This window comes from Limnohabitans sp. 2KL-51 (genome assembly GCF_003063645.1).
Classification (GTDB): domain Bacteria; phylum Pseudomonadota; class Gammaproteobacteria; order Burkholderiales; family Burkholderiaceae_C; genus Limnohabitans_A.
In genome coordinates this window covers 121,972-141,275 of the sequence record NZ_NESJ01000014.1, presented here as the reverse complement: position 1 = coordinate 141,275, position 19,304 = coordinate 121,972, and the positions used below count along the sequence as shown (strand labels likewise).

General features: G+C 57.0%; 18 protein-coding genes and 1 tRNA gene. 6 read left to right on the top strand and 13 right to left on the bottom strand.

Translation table 11 applies throughout. From position 1 onward, the window contains the following. Positions 1-15: 15 nt before the first annotated feature. The 7 genes from greB to B9Z49_RS15495 all read right to left on the bottom strand — a co-directional run bounded on the left by greB (position 16) and on the right by B9Z49_RS15495 (position 5,981). Positions 16-570, bottom strand: coding sequence for a transcription elongation factor GreB (greB, locus tag B9Z49_RS15525; protein ID WP_108354358.1), 555 nt, complete (start codon positions 568-570; stop codon positions 16-18). A 119-nt stretch (positions 571-689) separates the two neighbouring features. Then, a tRNA-Arg gene (locus B9Z49_RS15520) sits at positions 690-766 on the bottom strand. 55 nt (positions 767-821) lie between these two features. After that, positions 822-2,339, bottom strand: a complete 1,518-nt coding sequence (locus tag B9Z49_RS15515) for an ABC transporter substrate-binding protein (protein ID WP_108354339.1) — start codon at positions 2,337-2,339, stop codon at positions 822-824. A gap of 13 nt (positions 2,340-2,352) precedes the next feature. Further along, the gene (locus B9Z49_RS15510; protein WP_108354338.1) at positions 2,353-3,177 is read right to left on the bottom strand and encodes an ATP-binding cassette domain-containing protein; all 825 of its coding nucleotides are present in this window, start codon (positions 3,175-3,177) and stop codon (positions 2,353-2,355) included. Continuing rightward, positions 3,174-4,178 carry an ABC transporter ATP-binding protein gene (locus B9Z49_RS15505; RefSeq protein WP_108354337.1) on the bottom strand — a complete coding sequence of 335 codons (1,005 nt, stop codon included), beginning with the start codon at positions 4,176-4,178 and terminating at the stop codon, positions 3,174-3,176. The genes B9Z49_RS15510 and B9Z49_RS15505 overlap by 4 nt, the downstream gene beginning before the upstream one ends. A 2-nt stretch (positions 4,179-4,180) precedes the next feature. After that, positions 4,181-5,026 (bottom strand): ABC transporter permease, encoded by an 846-nt coding sequence (locus tag B9Z49_RS15500; protein ID WP_108354336.1) that lies wholly within the window; start codon positions 5,024-5,026, stop codon positions 4,181-4,183. Next, the gene (locus tag B9Z49_RS15495) at positions 5,016-5,981 is read right to left on the bottom strand and encodes an ABC transporter permease (RefSeq protein ID WP_108354335.1); all 966 of its coding nucleotides are present in this window, start codon (positions 5,979-5,981) and stop codon (positions 5,016-5,018) included. Before B9Z49_RS15495 ends, B9Z49_RS15500 begins: the two co-directional genes overlap by 11 nt. Positions 5,982-6,036: 55 nt before the next feature. Between B9Z49_RS15495 and B9Z49_RS15490 the strand changes: the two genes are divergently transcribed. Beyond that, positions 6,037-7,044, top strand: coding sequence for a P1 family peptidase (locus B9Z49_RS15490; RefSeq protein ID WP_233254652.1), 1,008 nt, complete (start codon positions 6,037-6,039; stop codon positions 7,042-7,044). A gap of 2 nt (positions 7,045-7,046) precedes the next feature. Here the strand turns inward: B9Z49_RS15490 and B9Z49_RS15485 are convergent, their stop codons facing one another. From B9Z49_RS15485 to B9Z49_RS15470, 4 genes are read right to left on the bottom strand one after another with little or no spacing between them, the layout of a single operon-like run. Then, entirely contained in the window at positions 7,047-7,751 is a 705-nt protein-coding gene (locus B9Z49_RS15485) for an ABC transporter ATP-binding protein (RefSeq protein ID WP_108354333.1), read from the bottom strand. Between the two features lie 2 nt (positions 7,752-7,753). Further along, entirely contained in the window at positions 7,754-9,532 is a 1,779-nt protein-coding gene (locus B9Z49_RS15480; protein ID WP_108354332.1) for a branched-chain amino acid ABC transporter ATP-binding protein/permease, read from the bottom strand. Continuing rightward, positions 9,525-10,376, bottom strand: coding sequence for a branched-chain amino acid ABC transporter permease (locus tag B9Z49_RS15475; RefSeq protein WP_108354331.1), 852 nt, complete (start codon positions 10,374-10,376; stop codon positions 9,525-9,527). The genes B9Z49_RS15480 and B9Z49_RS15475 overlap by 8 nt, the downstream gene beginning before the upstream one ends. Before the next feature lies 1 nt (position 10,377). Continuing rightward, the gene (locus B9Z49_RS15470) at positions 10,378-11,571 is read right to left on the bottom strand and encodes an amino acid ABC transporter substrate-binding protein (protein WP_108354330.1); all 1,194 of its coding nucleotides are present in this window, start codon (positions 11,569-11,571) and stop codon (positions 10,378-10,380) included. 256 nt (positions 11,572-11,827) lie between these two features. On the opposite strand from B9Z49_RS15470, the gene B9Z49_RS15465 reads away from it, so the two are divergent. From B9Z49_RS15465 to B9Z49_RS15455, 3 genes are read left to right on the top strand one after another with little or no spacing between them, the layout of a single operon-like run. After that, positions 11,828-12,637: a citryl-CoA lyase gene (locus B9Z49_RS15465; protein WP_108354357.1), complete on the top strand. Its 810-nt coding sequence runs from the start codon at positions 11,828-11,830 to the stop codon at positions 12,635-12,637. 3 nt (positions 12,638-12,640) lie between these two features. Next, the gene (locus B9Z49_RS15460; RefSeq protein WP_108354329.1) at positions 12,641-14,287 is read left to right on the top strand and encodes a class I adenylate-forming enzyme family protein; all 1,647 of its coding nucleotides are present in this window, start codon (positions 12,641-12,643) and stop codon (positions 14,285-14,287) included. After that, positions 14,284-15,183, top strand: coding sequence for a dioxygenase (locus B9Z49_RS15455; RefSeq protein ID WP_108354328.1), 900 nt, complete (start codon positions 14,284-14,286; stop codon positions 15,181-15,183). The genes B9Z49_RS15460 and B9Z49_RS15455 overlap by 4 nt, the downstream gene beginning before the upstream one ends. A 178-nt stretch (positions 15,184-15,361) precedes the next feature. Here B9Z49_RS15455 and B9Z49_RS15450 read toward each other — a convergent pair whose 3' ends face one another. Continuing rightward, complete coding sequence (locus tag B9Z49_RS15450) at positions 15,362-16,462, bottom strand: TauD/TfdA family dioxygenase (protein WP_108354356.1); 1,101 nt, start codon at positions 16,460-16,462, stop codon at positions 15,362-15,364. 112 nt (positions 16,463-16,574) lie between these two features. Here B9Z49_RS15450 and B9Z49_RS15445 point away from each other — a divergent pair, with 112 nt between their 5' ends. Both B9Z49_RS15445 and B9Z49_RS15440 read left to right on the top strand, forming a co-directional pair. After that, a complete protein-coding gene (locus tag B9Z49_RS15445) occupies positions 16,575-17,462 on the top strand; it encodes a LysR family transcriptional regulator (RefSeq protein ID WP_108354327.1) in 888 nt (295 codons plus the stop codon). Between the two features lie 19 nt (positions 17,463-17,481). Continuing rightward, the gene (locus B9Z49_RS15440; protein WP_108354326.1) at positions 17,482-18,405 is read left to right on the top strand and encodes a LysR substrate-binding domain-containing protein; all 924 of its coding nucleotides are present in this window, start codon (positions 17,482-17,484) and stop codon (positions 18,403-18,405) included. On the opposite strand, the gene ilvE is transcribed toward B9Z49_RS15440, so the two are convergent. After that, positions 18,392-19,303: a branched-chain-amino-acid transaminase gene (ilvE, locus tag B9Z49_RS15435; RefSeq protein WP_108354325.1), complete on the bottom strand. Its 912-nt coding sequence runs from the start codon at positions 19,301-19,303 to the stop codon at positions 18,392-18,394. The genes B9Z49_RS15440 and ilvE overlap by 14 nt on opposite strands. Between the last annotated feature and the right edge of the window lies 1 nt (position 19,304).

Genomic DNA, 19,304 nt, shown 5'->3' with positions numbered 1-19,304 from the left:
GGGCTACACGGCCACTCAAGGCGCCTTTGGATAACTCACCTGCAACACCTCGATGTCGACCACGCCTGCCGGCGTGAGCAGTTTGAGTTCATCGCCTTGGCGCGCCTTGAGCAAGGTGCGTGCAATCGGAGAGACCCAGCTGACCTGGCCTTGCAAACTGTCGGCTTCGTCAATGCCCAAAATCGTCACCGTGCGTCCTGTGCCTGAGGCTTCTGCATACGTGACCGTGGCGCCAAAGAACACCTGGTCGCTGCCGTGGTGCACCACCGGGTCGACCACTTCGGCGATCTCCAGACGCTGGGTCAGGAAACGGATGCGCCGATCGATTTCGCGCAAGCGCTTTTTGCCGTAAAGGTAATCACCGTTTTCCGAGCGGTCGCCATTGCTGGCGGCCCAATGCACGATCTCGACCACTTTGGGTCGCTCGTCATCCATCAAGGTAAACAACTCGGCGCGCAAGCGGGCATAGCCCACAGGTGTGATGTAGTTGCGCGCGCCCGAGGGCAAAGCCGGTAAGCCCAGCTCCTCGTCATCATCGCCGTCGGTCTCTTTGGTGAAGGCTTTGCTCATGTCTTGGTGTTCAATGGCAAAAATGATCGCTGCCTGCGAGATAAACGTTAGGGAAACGTGTGATTTGGCGAGCGACAAAAGAAAAAGCCCACAACTTTCGTTGTGGGCTTTCTGATTTTTGGTGCGGCTGGCAGGAATTGAACCCACGACCCCTTGGTTCGTAGCCAAGTACTCTATCCAACTGAGCTACAGCCGCATCGTGCAAAGAATTATAGCAAGCTTTTCAGGGCGCTTTCGGGCTGTCCTTCAATTTATTGCCAGGACACGACCGACATGTCGTTGGCAAAAACAGGCGAGCTGGACCACAGGCCTTTGAGGCCTTTGCGGTAAACCGCCGTGTTGGTGGCGTTGAACAAGAACACGTTGACCGCATCCTTGGCGATCATGCGCTGCATGTCGCCAAACAGTTGCGTGCGCTCTTTGGTGCCCGTTGTGGCGGCGTGATTGGCTGCCAGATCGCGGAAGGCCTTGCTGTCGTATCCCCAGTAATACTGCGGGTTGGCGTAAGCCATGTAGTCCAGTGGCTCCACATGGTTGATGACCGTGAGGTCAAAGTTGCCCTTGAAGGTGCCGCCCAGCCACTGTGCCCATTCCACGTTTTCAATTTTGGCCACAATGCCCACCTTGGCAAGTTGCGCGGCCAAAATTTCGCCACCCTTGCGGGCATAAGGCGGAGGGGGCAGGGTCAAGGTCACGTTCAATGGGGTTTGCACACCGGCTTCCTTGAGCAGGGCTTTGGCTTTTTCGGGGTCGTAGGCGTACACGCCAGTCAGGTCAACATAACCGGCATCGGTGGGAGTCATGTGACTGCCAATGGGTTTGGCCAGGCCTTCAAATACGCCATCGATGAAAGCTTTTTTATCGACGGCGTGCGACAGGGCTCGGCGCACACGCACATCGTCAAACGGTTTTTTGCGGTTGTTGATGGTCATGATGCCTTTGCCGGCCGTGCTGCCCAACTCGACCACAAAGCGCTTGTCTTTCTGGAACTGTTGCAGGCTTTGCGGTGACTGGAAACGTGGCATGCCGTCGATGTCGCCCGCGAGCAAGGCAGCCACTTGGGCGGCAGAATCGTTGATGAATCGGAAGGTGACTTTCTTCACTTTGATGGCGTTGGCGTCGCGAAAGCCGTCCCACTTGGACAAGCTCACCGCCGTGCCTTTGGCCCAGCTGTCGAGTTTGTAGGGGCCCGTGCCCACGGGCTTGGTGGCGGCATTGGCCGCGCTGTCGGGGTGCAGGATCACGGCTGTGTTCTCACCCATGCGGAACAGGAAGTTGCCGTCCGGGTTGTTCAGCACCAGCACCACGGTGTGCGCATCGGGCGTGGAGATGTGGCTGATGTTGTTGAACACCGCGCCTTTGGCTTTGTTGGTGCTCTTGGCGTCTTTGGCGCGGTCAAAACTGAATTTGACAGCGGCCGAATCGAAAGTTGCGCCATCGGAAAACTTCACGCCCTTGCGCAGCTTGAAGGTGTAGGCCTTGCCGTCGGCGTCCATCTTCCAGCTCTCGGCCAGCAAGGGGGTAATGGACCCATCGACGTTGATTTTGGTGAGGCCTTCGAGGATGTTGTAGTGCACCACCTCACCAATGGCGGCAGCCGGGGCCATGGTCGGGTCCAGGCTGGTGGGCTCCAGGATCATGCCCAAGATGACCGTGTCTTTGCGCGACTGGGCCTGCGCCTGCAAAGGGGCCCATGCGATGCTGGCGGCCAGCACAGCCACCGAACTAACGCCCAAAGCGCGGCGGGTCAAAGGAAATGGCTTGCTCATGTTTTCTCCTGTTTCAAAAAAAATCTTCGCGGTGACCTGGCACCGCTGCCAACAAGGCGCGAGTGTAAGGGTGCTCGGCCTGCTCAAAAATTTGGCTTGCCGGGCCTTGCTCGACCACGCGGCCCGACTGCAAGACCAGCACATCGTCGCACATCAAGTTGACCACCGCAAGGTCATGACTGACCAGCAAATAGCTCAGGTCGTACCGGTCTTGCAAGTCCATCATCAAATTAAGCACCTGCGCTTGCACGGACACATCGAGCGCGCTGACCGGCTCATCGGCCACGATCAATGCGGGGCGGGTAATCAGAGCGCGTGCAATGGCAATGCGCTGGCGTTGCCCACCCGAAAACTCGTGCGGGTATTTGTCCAGGTCGGCGGTCCTGAGTCCCACCTCGCTCAAAGCCTGGGCGGCTCTGTCGCGCAGCTCTGAGCGGCCATCAGCAGGCTTGAGCCATGACTGGATGGGCTCGGTCACAATAGCCAGCACTTTTTGGCGTGGATCCAAAGAACCATAAGGGTCCTGAAACACCATCTGAAAACCGCTGCGCAACTGACGCAAAGCCTGGCCATGGGTCTGGTGCACATCGGTGCCATTGAAGAAGACCTGCCCCTCGGTGGGCCTGTCCAGCGCCATGACCAAACGCGCCAAGGTGGACTTGCCTGAACCGGACTCGCCCACAATGCCTAAACTTTTGCCCGGCTGCAGGCTGAAGCTCACGTCCGACAAAGCCTGCAATGCCCCTGCGGGTTGAAACAAACCAGCGCGGGGCAAGACAAAACGCCGACCCAAATGCTTCACCTCCAGCAGTGGCGCAGATGTAGACGTCTCGTTCATGGCAGCCTCCAGCGTGGGCAACTGACCACATGGGGCGTTTCGCCGGCACCATGGCTGGCCATGCTTTGCGCCTGCGGGGGTGTCTGGCGGCATTCATCCACCGCCAAGCTGCAACGGTCTGCAAAGGCACAGCCCGCCGGAAAATCCATCAACTCAGGCACGCTGCCGGGGATCGTGGTCAAGCGGGTGCCTCGTGCCAACCCCAAGCGCGGGCGCGCCGCAAACAAACCGCGTGTGTAGGGGTGCGCCCGGTGCGCAAACAAATCCGGCGTGGCCGCACTCTCGACCACAGCCCCACCGTACATGACCATGACGCGGTCCACCTGGTCCTGCATCAGGCCCAGGTCGTGGCTGATCAACATCAAGCCCATGCCGTCTTCGTGCACCAATTGTTTGATGAGCGACAACACCTCTTTTTGCACCGTCACATCCAGCGCAGTGGTGGGTTCGTCCGCAATCAACAGGTCGGGGCTGCAGGCCAGCGCGATCGAGATCATCACGCGCTGACGTTGCCCCCCCGACAGCTCGTGCGGATAGGCGTCAAGCCGCTCACGCGCCCGGGGCAGCTGCACCCGTTCGAGCAACTGCAGGGCACGGGCTTTGGCATCGCTGGCACTCATGTGTTGGTGCAAGCGCAAAGGCTCGGCAATCTGCTTCCAGATGGGGTGCAGGGGGTTGAGCGCCGTCATCGGCTCCTGAAAGACCATCGCCATGCGGGCACCGCGCAGCTGGCACAACTGCGGCTCGGGCAGGCCCACCAGCTCTTGGCCTTGCAGCACGATGGAGCCGCTCACGCGTGCGCGTTCAGGCAACAAGCCCATCAGGGCCAAAGCGGTGAGCGATTTGCCGCTGCCGCTCTCGCCAATCAGGCCCACCGTCTGGCCGCGCTCCATGCGCCAGGACACCCCGCGCAAAGCAGGTGCCCAGCCCCGGGCCGTGGGCAGGCTCACCCGCAAATCGTCGACTTGCAGCAAAGGCTTGGCGCTTGAAAGATCACGCATGTTTACCTCTGCCGCGCCAGCCGGGGGTCGAGCACATCGCGCAAACCATCGCCCAATAAATTCAAACCCAACACCGCCAGCGCGATCGCTGCGCCCGGGTACACCGCGAGCATGGGGGCCTGGAACATCTGCGACTGCGCTTCGTTGAGCATGCGACCCCAGCTGGGTTGCGGTGGCTGGGTGCCCAAGCCCAGATAAGACAAAGCCGCTTCGGCCAGGATCGCGATGGCGAACTGGATGGTGGCCTGCACGATCAGCACACTGGCGATGTTGGGCAAAACATGCGCCAAGGTAATGGCCAATGGTCCTTTGCCTGCAGCACGCGCCGCCGCTGTGTAGTCCCGCGCCCAGACCGCGTTGGCCGCGCCCCGCGAAATGCGGGCAAACACTGGAATGTTGAAAATGCCAATGGCCACGATGCTCACCACCAAACCCGGCCCGTAAATCGCGGTCAGCATGATGGCCGACAACAACGCCGGGAAGGCGAAGGTGAAGTCCGAGGCCCGCATGATCACCTCTTCGACCCAGCCTCGCCGCGCCGAGGCCAGTAAACCCAGAGGCACACCCACACCCAGGCCAATGCCCACCGCGATGAAGCCCACCAGCAAGGAGTTTTGGCTACCCACAAGCAGCAATGAGCCGATGTCGCGACCCAGGCTGTCGGTGCCCAGCCAATGCGCCGCGCTGGGCGAGGCCAGTTTGTTGGGAATGTCGATGTCGCCCACCGGGTAAGGGGACCAGAACAAGGACAACACGGCGCACAGCACCATCAGCAGCACCATGGCCCCACCCGCCACAAAACTCGGGTGGCGCAAGGCACGTTGCCAAACAGCATTCTTATTCGGCATGGCCCGCCTTCAGTCGTGGATCGATCCACGCATACAGCACATCGATGCAAAAGTTGATCAGTATGACCAAGGCCGACAGCAACATGACCACATCGCGCACCACGATCAGGTCGCGGTTGGCAATGGCCTGAAAAATCAGCCGCCCAATGCCGGGCAGCACAAACACGTTTTCTATCACGATGGCACTGGTGATCAGGTTGCCAAACTGCAAGCCCATGACCGTCAGCACCGGAATCATGGCGTTGCGCAGCACATGACCCCACAGCACTTGGCGACGAGACAAGCCCTTGGCCCGGGCGGTGCGCACAAAGTCTTCGCGCAAAGTGTCGAGCACGGCCGAGCGGGTGACTCGCGTCAGAATAGCCGTTTGCACCGCGGCCAGCGCCATCGCGGGCAAGAGCAAGGCTTTGATGCCCTCGAACATACCGCCGCCATCGTCCTCAGACCAGCCCGGAAAACCGCCCGCGCTCACCCACTCCAGGTGCACTGCGAAGAGCAAGATCAAAAGAATAGCCAGCCAGAAATTAGGCAAGGCCAAACCCAGTTGGCTGAGCGTCATCACGCCCACATCGCCTACCTTGTTTTGCTGCGAAGCGGCATAAATGCCCAGCGCCAACGCCAGGGCCACCGTGAGCCCCATGGCCATCACGGCCAGCGGCAGCGTCACCTGCATGCGCTCGGCCATCAGCTGCGCCGTGGGGGTGTCATATGAGATGCTCAGGCCCGTCTTGCCCTGCAACATGCCGCCTATCCAGCTCAGGTAGCGGGTGGCCGCGGGCTGGTTCAGGCCCAGCTTGTCTTCCATCGCGGCGATCGACTCGGGCGTGGCCGTTTCGCCCAAAATGACCTGTGCGGCATTGCCAGGCAGCAACTCCAACACGGCAAACACAACGGCTGAGGTGGCCAGCAGGGTCAACACAAAGCTCAGCAGCCGTCTCAATACAAACAGGGGCACGCGCTATCCTTGGGGTTTGTGAGCCAGGTTAAAAAAGGCAGACATGTCATCTGAAATGATTGTAAACAGCAGCCAAGGCAGCATCGTGGATGTGCCAGGCCTTCGCCTAGGACATTACACACTGAGCGAGCGCCTGACGGGATGCTCGGTGGTGCTGGCCCCTGATGGCGCGGTAGGCGCGGTGGACGTGCGCGGTGCAGCCCCCGGCACCCGAGAAACCGACTTGTTGGACCCCGCCAACCTGGTGGACAAAGTGCACGCCGTGTTGCTCAGTGGCGGCAGCGCCTTTGGCCTGGACGCAGCCACGGGTGTGGTGCGCTGGCTCGATGAGCATGGTATTGGCTTTGAAACCGGCTACGGCCGTGTGCCCATCGTGCCCGCTGCTGTGCTGTTTGACTTGCCCGTCGTGCGCGAGGGCGACAACCCGACAGCCCGCCCGAACGCTGAGGCCGGTTACGCCGCCTGCGAAGCGGCATCGACCGCACCTCCCGCAGCAGGCAATGTGGGCGCAGGCGCAGGCGCGTGCGTGGGCAAACTCTTCGGTCTGGACCGCTGCATGAAAGGCGGCATTGGCAACGCCAGCGTGCGCGTGGGTCCTTGGGTGGTGGGCGCCTTGGTCGCCTGCAACGCGGTGGGCGATGTGATCGACCCTGCTACAGGCCATGTGCTGGCCGGTGCCCGCACGGCCGATGGGCATCACTTGCTTGACACCCAATACGCCTTGCTGCAAGGCGAGCGGGGCAACCGCCCCCTGACCGGCACCAACACCACGATCGGTGTGGTGGCGACCAATGCCATGCTCACCAAAGCCCAAGCCAAACGCATGGCCATGAGTGCACACGACGGCCTGGCGCGCAGCATCCGCCCCGCGCACACCACGCTGGACGGCGACACGCTGTTTGCCTTGGCGACCGGCACTGAAACTGGTCCGGTGGATCTGATGCTGCTCACGGTGATGGCGGCCGAGGCCACGGCACTGGCCACGGTGGATGCCATCCGGCATGCCCAAGGCATTCAAACCATTTCCGGGTATTGCCCCGGTGCACAAAACCGTCTTGCCTGAGTTCAGATGCCCAAGTAGGCTTTGCGGATTTCGTCGCGACTGCCCAGTTCGCTGGACAAGCCGGAGGTGACAACCCGTCCGTTTTCCAACACATAGGTGCGCTGCGAAATGGCCAAGGCACGGCTGACGTTTTGCTCGACCAACATGACCGCTGTTCCGCTGCGATGAATAGATTCAATGGACCTGAACATCTCGCCAACGATGCTGGGGGCCAAGCCCAATGAGGGCTCATCCAGCAACAGCAATCGCGGCAAAGCCATCATGGCACGGCCAATGGCGACCATTTGCTGTTGCCCGCCTGACAAGGTCCCGGACACTTGGTCTAATTTTGCGCGCACCGCCGGAAAAAGAGCGCAGACCTGCTCGAGAGTATGAGCACGTTGGGCACGCGCGGCGGGGTGCATGGCACCCAACTCCAGGTTCTCACGCACAGTCATGGTGGTAAATAACCTTCGGCTTTCGGGAACCAAAGCCAAGCCACGTTCGCACAATCGATGGGGCGGTAGCAAGGACACTGTCTCCCCTTCCCACACGATTTTTCCGGATTTCAGGGGGTTCAGACCCATGACCGCATTGATCAAGGTGGTCTTGCCAGCGCCATTGGGGCCAATCACCGAGATCAATTCACCTGGATTGATGTGCAAAGAGATATCCCACAGAGCAGGGGCAGCACCGTAGTTGACTTGGATTTGATCAATTTGGAGCATGCTTACACCGCCGCCTCATCGCCCAGATAGGCACGCACCACTTCTTCTCGGGACATGACATCTTCAGGGCTGCCTTCTGCAATGACTTCACCTTGGTTAAGCACCACCAGCCGGTCTGACAAAGCCAACACCGCACTCATGACGTGCTCAACAAACACAATCGACGTGCCGCGATCACGGATACGCCGAATAGTTTGAACAGCAGCAATGATTTCGAAAGGGGTCAAGCCCGACAGCACCTCGTCGAGCAACAAAACTTGCGGTCTTGCTGCCAATGCGCGTGCCAACTCGAGAAATTTACGTTGGTGCAAGTTGAGCTCATCGGGAAAATAGTCGCCTTTGTCATGCAAACCAGTAAAACGCATCCACTCCAGCGCCTCTTGCTTGGCTTGCGCATCCGACAAACGTGTGCCACCGTAATGCGCCGCCAAAATCACATTTTGTAAAACCGTCAGCCCATGAAATGGTCGAGGTATCTGATAAGTGCGCGACAGCCCCTGACGGCGAATCCGGTGAGCTGGCCAACCCGCACAAGATTTACCTTGCAACAAAACCGTGCCTTCTGTCGGCTTGTAATGCCCCGTCACCACGTTGATGAAGGTGGATTTACCCGAACCATTGGGCCCTAGCAGGCCCAAAATTTCACCTTGGTACAAATCGAGGTCCACTTGATTGAGCGCTCTGATGCCCGCGAATTGTTTGCTCAACCCGCGAACTTGCAGCACTTTTTGCCGATTCATTGAATCGGCAGGACGCGTCAGCGGGCGCTCAAGCTCTTGCGAAGGCACGGACTCAACGCTGGCATGTAAAAACTCCGCATCCTGATTTTTTTGCATCAAGCGTTTGTGCTGCCTCAATTGCCAAGTTCCCAAAATGCCGCGGGGCATGACCAGCACGGCACCCGCCAAAACCAGGCCAATGATGACTTTGCCCACCAAGGCACTTTCACCGGCCGTGAAAGCATTGAGCAAAAAGGTGATCAAAATCCCCCCCAGCATGGGACCTGCCCAATGCCGACTGCCGCCCAGCACGCTCATGAGAACCACCGTCAAAGGCACCGTGATGTTGAAAGTCTCTCCCACCGTCACATAAGAAACGTACAGCGCATGAATCGCCCCCATGACACCTGCAAAAAAGCTCGACAAGGCGAAAGCCCCCATCTTGAGCCAGAAGGTGGGCACCCCGTTGACCTGGGCCACATCTTCGTCGTCGTGGATGGCCAGCAGACCCACACCCGCGCGGGCATGAAACAACCACCAAGCGACGGCGACACACAAGATCGTCAAGACGAGGCTGGCGTAATAGAACGTGGAGGCTGGTTTGGGGCCCCACTGCGGCAGACTGACCGACATCAAATAAACACCAGGGCCACCGTCAATGGGCGTGTTCACAATGACCGTTGCCAGCACAAAGCCAACGGCCATTGTGATCAAAGCAAACGATTCGCCGCGAATTTTTCGGGCATTGAAGACGACCGCGCCAACGGCCAGCGCCAGCACAGCGGCCAACAAGCCACTGCCCAGCGCAGCAGGCACCACGGGCCATTCGGCCTTGGTGGCCAGTGTGGCCATGCCGTACATGCCCACACCGAAAAATGCACCATGACCGAATGAAAAATAGCCCGAATAGCCGGACAGCATGTTCCAGGACGTGGCCAAAGTGACCCAGAAGAAAACCACGTAAAGCAAGGACTGCCAATGCACTGGCAAGCCCATGTAAGGGGCTGCCAACAGCACCATCACCACCGCGAACAGGCCAGAAGATTGCCAAATCTTATTCATCACCACGCCTGAGCAAAAGAATCAAGATCAACACGGTGAACGCCACCAAAGGCGCCCAAGTTGGCGCAATCAAGGCCATGGTCATGGATTCGCTGATGCCGATCACCAGGCCACCAATCAGGGGCGTCAAAGCCGAGCCCAACCGACCCACCATCACCACCGCGAACACCACCCCGACCCAAGAAAAAATTTGCGACGGCGCCAAGGTAAAAGTCAAAGCCACGCAAACCCCTGCGCAAGCTGCCAGCGCTGCACAAAACCCTGCTACCCAAATGGCCAGTCGCTTGGCATGAATACCGAATGCGGTGGCAATGGCCGGGTCTTCTGCACTCGCCCTCACCGACTTGCCCATGTCCGTGCGATGCAACATCCACCACGCCAAGCCGACAGCCAACAGCGCCATGCCCATCGTCAGCGCTTCAGAGTAAGTCACCACCACGCTGCCCAGTCGGAACTTGTGCTCGTCATAAAACGAGGCCATGCGACGGAAATCAGCACTCCAAATCCACTGCAGCAAAGCCTCTACCGACACCGTGATGCCAAAAGTCACCAACAAAGAGTTGAAAGGCGTGATGGCAAAACGGGCCAGTAAGGCCTGCACAGCCATGCCCAAAAGACCAAACAAAGGGACCAAAAACAGCAAGGAAATCAGCGGATCAACACCCAAGCGCGTTTTGAGTTCGTAGGTGATGTAAGCCGACAAAAAAACCCAGGCAAAGTGAGACAGATTGATCTGACGCAACAAGCCCCAGCCCAAGCCAACGCCCAGGCCAATGAGGCCATAAAGCGCGCCCAGAAAGACGCCTGAGGCCAGCGCCTGAAGTAACAGCCCAGCGCTGGGCATGTCAGAACATCATCTTGCTGCCGGGAAATGCTACGTCCTTGGGATGAATGACCAGCCATTTGCCACCTTGCAATTGCTTGATGCGGTTGAGGTCATCGCCATAGTTATTGGGGCCATCAAAGCGCACTTTGCCAATGATGGTGTCCACGCGATTTTTCTTGAGCCAAGCCGCAATTTTGCTGTCTTCCAAACTGCCAGAACCTTTGACGCCCGCCTCCAAGAACTGCCAACCCGTGAAAGCATTGGCCGCCTGCAATTCGAACACGGTGTCGGGCAAATTGGCTTTGGCGGCACGCTCGTTGTACATCTTGATCGCCTCTGCATACGCCGGGTTGTTGGTAAATGGCGCGTGTTGCTCGAAAGTGGTGAGCGTCAGCGCATTCGCAGCCAGCGGCGATTGCGTCAATGGCCCAGGCGTTGGGTACACATGGAAATGGATCTTTGGTTTGTAATCTATCTTATTCATCGCCTCCAGCAGTTGCATGCTTTCAGCACCAATCGAGCCGATCCAGACCATGTCCGCATTGGCTTCTTTCAGACGAGAAGCAATGGGGCCGAACTCACGGTTTCCAAACTCCCATTCCAACCAAAGGGCTTCGCGCAAGCCGCGCTTCTTGAACACCTCGCGCGCACCCACTGACAAAAAGACAACCGAGGGGAATTTGCTCGTCACCATCGCCACCGATTGCGGCTTGGCGCCTGACGCCGCAATCGAATCGAGCAAAGTATTGGGCACCGTGGTTCCAGGGTCAATGCCCATGACGTAGGCCGGAAAATGCATGTCGTACTTGGCCAGCGAAGGAATGCCAAACGAGTTGGTGATCAAGACCTTGCCATTGCGTTGAGCCACGCCCATGGCCGCCAAGGAATTGGCTGTGGCATAGGGCCCCATCAGCAAATCAACCTGATCGCCAGAGATCAGCTGCTCATACAGCGTACGGGCCAAGTCAGGCTTGGACTGATCATCCTTCACCACCCACTCCACTTGACGCCCGAGCAAACCACCACGTTTGTTCAATTGCTCAATGAAGATTTCGCCCGAGATTTTGTGCATGACCGCTGTACCGGCCAATGGCCCGGTCAGAGACAGCGTGCTGCCCACACGGATAGGCTTGTTCTGCGCGTGCAGCCATGTTGGAGTCGAAGACAGCAGCAAGGACGAACCCAGTGCTTTCAAAAATGGTCTTTTTTGCATGTTTGAATCCTCATGAAGTGTGTGAAATAAAGCGCTAACCTGTCAGAGCGCACAAAACTTGAAAACTATTATGGTGTTCCAACGCCATCGGCCCATAGGGAATAACCCGTTGAGTGGCTGTCGCCAAAGCGCTTGCGAAGTTGACATCAAGGGCTTCAAAGTGCATTGAACGATGTGCAAAGCACCGGCCTGCGCAAATGCCCTGCAACGATCGCCCCGACCTGTACCCCAGATCACCAACGAGCCCAAAAAATCCATGAGCACCACACCCACCTCTAGCGCCTTCACGCCCTCGGGCTCAACCCATATGGCGATTGCCGAAGTCGACCGCATCGTCGTGCGCGGCAAGGACTTGTGCCGCGATTTGATTGGCCAACAATCGTTCACCGCCTACTTTTTGTTTTTGCTGACCGGTGAAACCCCCAGCGCCAATTTGGTGCGTGTTGCCGACGCCACCATGGTGTCACTCGCCGAGCATGGCTTGGTTCCCTCGGTGCAGGCGGCCCGCATGACCTTGGCTGCCGCACCCGAATCTGTACAGGGTGCTGTGGCTGCAGGCTTGTTGGGATGCGGGCCAGTGATCTTGGGGGCTTCGGAGACCGCTGGGCAATTGCTCATCGCCATGCTGGAGCAGTCTGCACAGCAGGGAAAATCCCTGGAAGACGTTGCCAAAGATCGCTTGCAAGCCTTGCGCGCGGCCAAGCAGCCCTTGCCTGGATTTGGCCACCCTGTGCACAAACTGGGTGACCCACGCGCAACCAAGTTGATTGAACTGGCCGAGCAATGGGGCGTTGCTGGGGAGCATGTGCGCGCATTGCAAGCGCTGGCATCGCAAATCCAGAGCGTTTACGGACGCCCCTTCCCCATGAATGTGTCTGCGGCCATCCCTGCTGTGCTGCTGGATGCGGGCTATCCTGCTGGTGCCCTCAAAGGCATTCCTTTGCTGGCGAGAACCGCCTCATTGGTGGCGCATATTCTGGAAGAACAAACCCGGCCCATCGGCTTCAAGCTGGCCAGCGCTGCTGAACAGGCCATGACCTATGACGGCCCCCCTGTGGCGCGCTGAACCATGTCAACCCCCGCCACGAACTTTGCACAACTTCTGACGCCTTTGCAGGTGTTGCGCCGTTTCGATGTGCACGATTTTTCAATCGATGAATTTTTCCGTGCACGTCTTCGCCCATTGAGTGATCAAGCCATGGTGGAATACCAAGGTGAGGTCATGACATGGCAAAACTGTGCTGATCAAGCCGACCTTGCCGTGGCTTGGCTTTTGCGACGCGGCATTCAAGCCGGTGACCGAATCGGTCTGATGGCTTACAACCACCCCGCCACGGTGGTCTTGCTGTTGGCCTGCGCCAGGATCGGGGCCATCCTGGTGCCTTGCAACCCCGAGTTTGAAGCCCGCGAAGCCAAATACATTTTCGAACATGCCGGTGTGCGTGGCGTGATTTGCTCACCCGAACCCCTGAGCAAAGTTCAAGAAGCCACCCAACACATGCCGACGGCGACCTGGCAAGTGGTCATCGAGGATGACCAAGCCGGCGGTGAATCGTCATTGCTCAAGCAGTGGATGTCTTGCAAGCCCGATACCAGCACGCGCGCAGGCCTTGCAGACAGTACCTGCATGATCATCTACACATCGGGCACCACCGGGTTTCCCAAAGGGGTCATGCACAGCCAGCGAAGCTATTTGCTGACCGCTGAAGCGTTTGTCCATCGCATGTACCTGCAACCCGATGAACGCTTGATGTGTGTGTTGCCCCTGTTTCACATCAATGCCCTGATGTATTCCTTGGGCGGTGCCATGGCGTGCGGCGGCACCTTGATTTTGATCCGCCGCTTTTCTGCATCCACCTTTTGGCAACAAGCGGCCGCCACACGCGCCAGTGAGGTAAATGTCATCATGTCGGCTGCAGCCATTTTGGCGCGCAGACCCGAGCAAGAATACGACGCCACCCACTGCATCCGCAAGATGTTTCTGGCCCCCTTGAATCAAGATTTGCTAGACACTTTTCACCAACGTTTTCATGTTCCGGTGCTCATCGAGTGCTATGGCATGACCGAAATTCCTGGGGTGCTGAGCAACCCCTTCGTGGGCCCACACAAGCTGGGCAGCATGGGTTGTATCTCGCCACACCCCGATCCCACCATTGCGCGCCCAGAAGTGCGAATAATGGGCGATGACGGTCATGAATTACCCGTCGGCGAAGTCGGCGAACTCGCGGTTCGCACCCCAACGCTGATGCAGGGCTACTTCAAGGATCCCGAACAAACCGCCGCAAGCTTCAAAGACGGCTGGTTCCTCACCGGCGACTTGGCGCGGCGCGATGACGATGACTTCCTGTTTTTCTTCACCCGGAAAAAAGACATCATCCGCAGACGTGGCGAAAACATCTCAGGTGCAGAAATCGACTCTGCCATCGGCAGCCACCCGGACATTCTGGAGTGCGCATCCATTGGCGTTGCCTCCGAGTTGGGCGAAGAAGAAATCTTATTGGCGGTTGTTCCGCGAACTGGGACCGCCATCACCCCAGAAACGGTACAAGCCTATGCTCGGCTGCACTTGTCGCCCACCAAGTGGCCTCGCTACATTGTCATGGTGGACAACTTGCCACACACGGGCTCCATGAAGATCGCCAAATTCCGACTCAAGCCCGCAGACAATCTGCGACGCCTTGCCACTGACTTTTCATCAAAGGAACTTCAATCATGAGCAACACACCCAACTCCGGCATCGAAAACCGCTATGACGCATTGGACCTGATCACCCAGGAGGTGCTCAAGCGCTATGAAAAAACCCCCGACCCGCGTTTGCGTGAACTCATGCTCTCCTTGGTCAAACACGTTCACAGCTTTGCCAAAGAGGTCCAACTCACAGCCGAAGAATGGGCTTTCACCATGAGCTTTCTCGAAGAAACCGGCAAATGGTGTTCACCTGGGCGCAATGAGTTCATGATTTTTTCAGACGCTTTAGGCTTGTCCATGCTCACGGTGACGCAAGACTACCCACGCCCAGCACACGCCACAGAGCCGACGCTGGTGGGCCCCTTCCTGCTCGAAAATGCGCCGCAATTTCCCATGGGTGCAGACATCAGTGCTGGTGCCGCGGGGACACCCATGCATGCACAAGGTCAAATCCTCGATAGCCATGGACAGCCTGTAGCGCATGCGGTGATCGATGTCTGGCACTCGGACGACCGGGGTTTGTATGACGTGCAAGACGGCTTTGAAGAAAAAGGAGCATGGGCGCGCGCGGCATTGACCACAGGGGCTGATGGCCGCTATAGCTTCTGGTCGGTACTGCCTGTGGACTATCCTGTGCCGCAAGACGGCACCGCCATCAAGATGCTCAAGGCCACCACCGGAAGAAGCTGGCGGCCAGCGCACCTGCATTTCCGCATCCAGGCCCCTGGACAACGCCCGCTGATCACGCACATTTTTGACCGAACCAGCAAGAATTTGGATGGCGATGCCGTCTTTGGTGTTCGCCCTTCTTTGATCGCCGATTTCAAACACCACACTGCGGGCCATGCCCCCGATGGCAAAGCCATATCGCGAGACTTTTACACGCTGGACTACAACTTTGTCATGACCGACGCGTTGAAATGACACTCAAACACTGGGCAGACGCCTTGGTGATCGGGTGGTCATGATTTACACCTTCGTACTCGTCGACAAACCCGATGCCGTTTGACCTCGACAGACCGTCAGGCAAGCGCACAGATCCTGTCCGTCGGCTGGGGCCGATCGGATCGCTTTTGCAGGCCCCTTGATCCTTGCCTCAAGGTCAAAAGGACAGAAGTGTCATCCCCAGTCGTTTGGCCTGTCGGGCTTCATACGATAGAAACTCGTCCGTGATGTTGCTGCCGCGAACACCGCCTCGCACTGAGCCGGCTTCAATGTCACCAAAATACTCTTTCCACAGCGGCGGTAATCTCTGACCCTGAGGCAGACTCAGCCACAGGCGCAACAAATGCCGCTTGAGTTCAGGTTCTTCGTGGTCTTCAAAGTTGGTGCGGGAATGAATCACCACGTAGTTATTGAGCAGTTGCATATCACCACGGTCAAGCTGCATCGAATAACAAAATCGTGGATCGGGTAACAAAACGTCCAGCAAATCCAGCAACGCGATCTGATCCTTGGTTAACCGAGGCACCTCAGGAAAGTCGCGTTGGGCTGCCGTGACATTTTTACGATTGGCACGCAAAGAAAAAAAATCAGGATCGTTGCCCAAAATGGGACATTTGTAAAAAGGCGGTTGCTTGGGATCATTGGCACCCTGGTAGCTGTAATAAAAGGGCTGCTGCATCACAGGAATCAAATCAGGTCGCAGGCGTTTGATCTCGTTGACCACTGCGATAGAGCTGGTCACCATGCTGGTTCCACCCGTTTTGGCGGTTTGCAGGCACAATAAGGCCACCACGTCACACGAGTCGACATGGAAATCCAGACCCGCATTGGTGTTGTAGCCCCGTCCATTTTTGACCTTGTAACTGCCTCCCTCGTCCCGGACATCGTTCATGACCTGACTGGCTTGGTTCTGCGTCCTGGCCACACCCACGTTCAGGCCAATGCCCCAATGGGCTAGGCGCGCATCTTCGACAGACCAACGATGAACTGGAAACCCCTTGATCAAGCACATGCCGAAATCTTTTTGTGTGACATCGAACGCCTGATCAATGGCATCTTTGGCTGCCCCTGAAAGCGGAAAGTCATCAGAGGTCATCTGCAGCCAGCCTTTACCCGTTTTTTTGGCATGCGCCAGAGCACTCTCAAAACCTTCAATCGCCTCAGAACTCAGCCAATGAACCCAAGAAGAATCCTGACCTAACTCCTGCGCCAACCAAGGTCTGGGTACAGGATGAACTGGGATGGGGGTGGTGTGCATGCAAAAGCCTCCAAGGGTCAATAGACTGCCGAAAGTTTCAGCAAAAGGCATCATAAAAACATTCTTCATCAGTAAAAGACACATTTCGTTGAATGCTACTTAAAATATTCTGATGAAGTTTTCTTTCTTTGAAACGTTGGAAGCCGTTCTGCGAACAGGCAGCTTAAGTCGTGCCGCAGACGAAATGAACCTCACACCCAGTGCGATCAGCATGCAGATGAAGCAGGTGGAGATTTTTTTCGGACAGCCTCTTTTTGATCGCTCGGGTTTGCAGGTCAAGCCCATGCCATTTGCACACGAAGTGGCCAGTGTCATGCAACTGCCCATGCAGCAAATTGAGCAACTTCGCCGACGTAACTCCATACAAATCGAAGGCACGATACGCTTGGGCGTCATTGAAAGCATGCAAGCCAGCTTGCTGCCCGGCGTCATTCAACACCTTTTGAAGAAACACCCTGCCCTTCAATTGAAACCCGCAAGAGGACGCGCCGTTGAACTGATCGCGGCCGTCAAAGCCAATGAACTGGATGCTGCGATTGTGGTTCAGCCCGTCAAAGGTGGATCGCAACGCCTGCATTGGCAGCACCTGTTCAAAAACGAATTGGTGGTCATTGCACCGCCAACCGCCAAGGCCGCCAAAATACACCAACTGTTTTGTGATTACCCATGGATCCGCTTTGATGCCAGCACCAGCACCGGCAAATTGGCTGCACAGTGGATCGGTCAAAATATGCCGCAAGCGCAAAGAAGCATGGATTTACCTTCAGTCCATGCTGTGTTGTCCATGGTCAATGCCGGACTGGGGGTGTCGATGGTGCCGTCGATTGACCCCCGCATGATGATGGCTTATCCCGTTCGGGTTTATCCCATTGGCAGAGGGGCTCCAGCGTTGAATGTTGTTTTGCTCACCAGAAAAAATGAACCCAAGACCCGCTTGATGGACGCCTTGTTTGAATCCATTCAAGCCGCCATCAGCATCGTGCCCATCACTGCTCATTGAACACTGCTGCAAGGATTTCATGCATTACGACTTGACAGATTTACGTCTTTTTTTTCACGTCGGGGAACAGTTGAATCTGACACGGGCGGCCGAAAAATGTTTTTTGTCTGTTCCCTCCGCCAGCTTGAGGATCAAGCAGCTTGAAGAAAATTTTCAAACGCCATTGATGCTTCGGCAAGCCAAGGGTTTGCAGTTGACCCAGGCGGGCGAGGCCATGGCCAATCACGCCAAACTTGTGTTGCAACAATTGGAGGTCATGCATGCCGATCTGAGGCCTTATGCTCTGGGCGTCAAGGGGCGAATCAGGCTTCAAGCCAACAGCACGGCCACCAACACTTTTTTGGCGAAGGCTTTATCGGCTTTTCTCAATGACAATCCCGACATCGACATTGACCTGGAAGAATTGCCCTCGCGCGACATCATTTCCTCGGTCGCGAAGGGTGCCGCCGATTTAGGCATCGTGGCTGGATCTGTCGACGCCGACAAAATTGATGTGGTCCCGCTGTATGCCGATGAGTTGGTGGTCGTTTGTCATTCGGGTGCCGCCATTGCCAACGAAATTTCGGTGAAATTGTCTGACATCCTGGACGAATACCGTTTTGTGGGCCTCAACCAATTCAACTCCATCCAGTCATTTCTGGACCGAAAGGCGCAAAACATCGGCAAGCGTGTGAATTTGAGAATTCAAGTCGGCAATTACGAAAACGTCTGTCAAATGGCTGCTGTTGGCGTGGGCATTGCCATCGTTCCACGGGCCATTGCGCTGAGCCATGCCAAATCAAGCGGCTTGCGCATGATCCCCCTGGAAGATCCTTGGGCAAGACGACAAATCAGCCTGGTCAAGCAGCAGCAGCGTATGCTGCCCAAGTTCAGTGAGGATTTGATTCACCATTTGAGATTGGCCGCCAGCCAAGCGCCAACCTCCGCCATCAAACCGGCGTGAGCCACCCATGACGGTCAGGCGTCAAACCCCTGACAGTTTCAAAATAGATTTTTTGCATGCTGCGGGTTTGAGCTCCGATCGTGCCATCGCCCACCGGCAAGCGATCGATCTGAACGACCGGAATGATTTCCTGACCCGTTCCACATAAAAATGCTTCGTCCGCAAAGTACAACTCGCTGCGGTCTATCTCGCGCTCCACAACAGCCCGTCCAGTGGTTTCCTGGTACAAGGTGATGACGGTGTCTCTTGTAATACTTTCCAAAATATTGCTACCGATGTGTGGCGTGATGAGCTTTCCATCACGCACCATGAAAAAACAAGCAATCGGTGCTTCAGACACTTTGCCGGATGGCGTCAACATCAATGCACCGTCGTAGCCATCGGCCTTGGCTTGCAACTGCGTCAATCGGGCATTGTGATAATTGGCCGTTGCCTTCACACGGGGTGGGCTGGCATTGTCAGACAATCGGCTCCAGGAGCTCACCCCCAAACTCATGCCCGTGTCTGCAAATTTGGGCCGCTCCCGAGGTGATGCAGCGGCGGTGTAACCCACAGGTCCCGTTTGGGCCATCAAACCCAATGCTTCGATGTACACCAAGAGACGAATGTAAACATCGTCATCGGGTTCGTTGGCGCGTATCAAACCCGCCAGCTCTTGTCTGATTTTTTCTGGATCGAAAACGTGGTCAAACCGCATCACCTTCATCCCGGCCTGCAATCGTTTCAAATGCTCCGCCAAGCGAAATATCTTGAATTCACCTGTGACCGGGTTTCGATAGGCTCGAAGCCCCTCAAACAAAGCCGTCGCATACGTCATACCCAATGTCATGGGATGAATTTTGGCCTCGGCATAGGGCATCAATTGCCCATTTTGCAAAATGATATTGGCTTGCCACATA

Coding starts and splice junctions, on each gene's coding strand:
- greB (WP_108354358.1), bottom strand. CDS start 570: ATGAGCAAAGCCTTCACCAAAGAGACCGACGGCGATGATGACGAGGAG.
- B9Z49_RS15515 (WP_108354339.1), bottom strand. CDS start 2,339: ATGAGCAAGCCATTTCCTTTGACCCGCCGCGCTTTGGGCGTTAGTTCG.
- B9Z49_RS15510 (WP_108354338.1), bottom strand. CDS start 3,177: ATGAACGAGACGTCTACATCTGCGCCACTGCTGGAGGTGAAGCATTTG.
- B9Z49_RS15505 (WP_108354337.1), bottom strand. CDS start 4,178: ATGCGTGATCTTTCAAGCGCCAAGCCTTTGCTGCAAGTCGACGATTTG.
- B9Z49_RS15500 (WP_108354336.1), bottom strand. CDS start 5,026: ATGCCGAATAAGAATGCTGTTTGGCAACGTGCCTTGCGCCACCCGAGT.
- B9Z49_RS15490 (WP_233254652.1), top strand. CDS start 6,037: ATGATTGTAAACAGCAGCCAAGGCAGCATCGTGGATGTGCCAGGCCTT.
- B9Z49_RS15485 (WP_108354333.1), bottom strand. CDS start 7,751: ATGCTCCAAATTGATCAAATCCAAGTCAACTACGGTGCTGCCCCTGCT.
- B9Z49_RS15480 (WP_108354332.1), bottom strand. CDS start 9,532: ATGAATAAGATTTGGCAATCTTCTGGCCTGTTCGCGGTGGTGATGGTG.
- B9Z49_RS15475 (WP_108354331.1), bottom strand. CDS start 10,376: ATGCCCAGCGCTGGGCTGTTACTTCAGGCGCTGGCCTCAGGCGTCTTT.
- B9Z49_RS15470 (WP_108354330.1), bottom strand. CDS start 11,571: ATGCAAAAAAGACCATTTTTGAAAGCACTGGGTTCGTCCTTGCTGCTG.
- B9Z49_RS15465 (WP_108354357.1), top strand. CDS start 11,828: ATGAGCACCACACCCACCTCTAGCGCCTTCACGCCCTCGGGCTCAACC.
- B9Z49_RS15460 (WP_108354329.1), top strand. CDS start 12,641: ATGTCAACCCCCGCCACGAACTTTGCACAACTTCTGACGCCTTTGCAG.
- B9Z49_RS15455 (WP_108354328.1), top strand. CDS start 14,284: ATGAGCAACACACCCAACTCCGGCATCGAAAACCGCTATGACGCATTG.
- B9Z49_RS15450 (WP_108354356.1), bottom strand. CDS start 16,462: ATGCACACCACCCCCATCCCAGTTCATCCTGTACCCAGACCTTGGTTG.
- B9Z49_RS15445 (WP_108354327.1), top strand. CDS start 16,575: ATGAAGTTTTCTTTCTTTGAAACGTTGGAAGCCGTTCTGCGAACAGGC.
- B9Z49_RS15440 (WP_108354326.1), top strand. CDS start 17,482: ATGCATTACGACTTGACAGATTTACGTCTTTTTTTTCACGTCGGGGAA.
- ilvE (WP_108354325.1), bottom strand. CDS start 19,303: ATGTGGCAAGCCAATATCATTTTGCAAAATGGGCAATTGATGCCCTAT.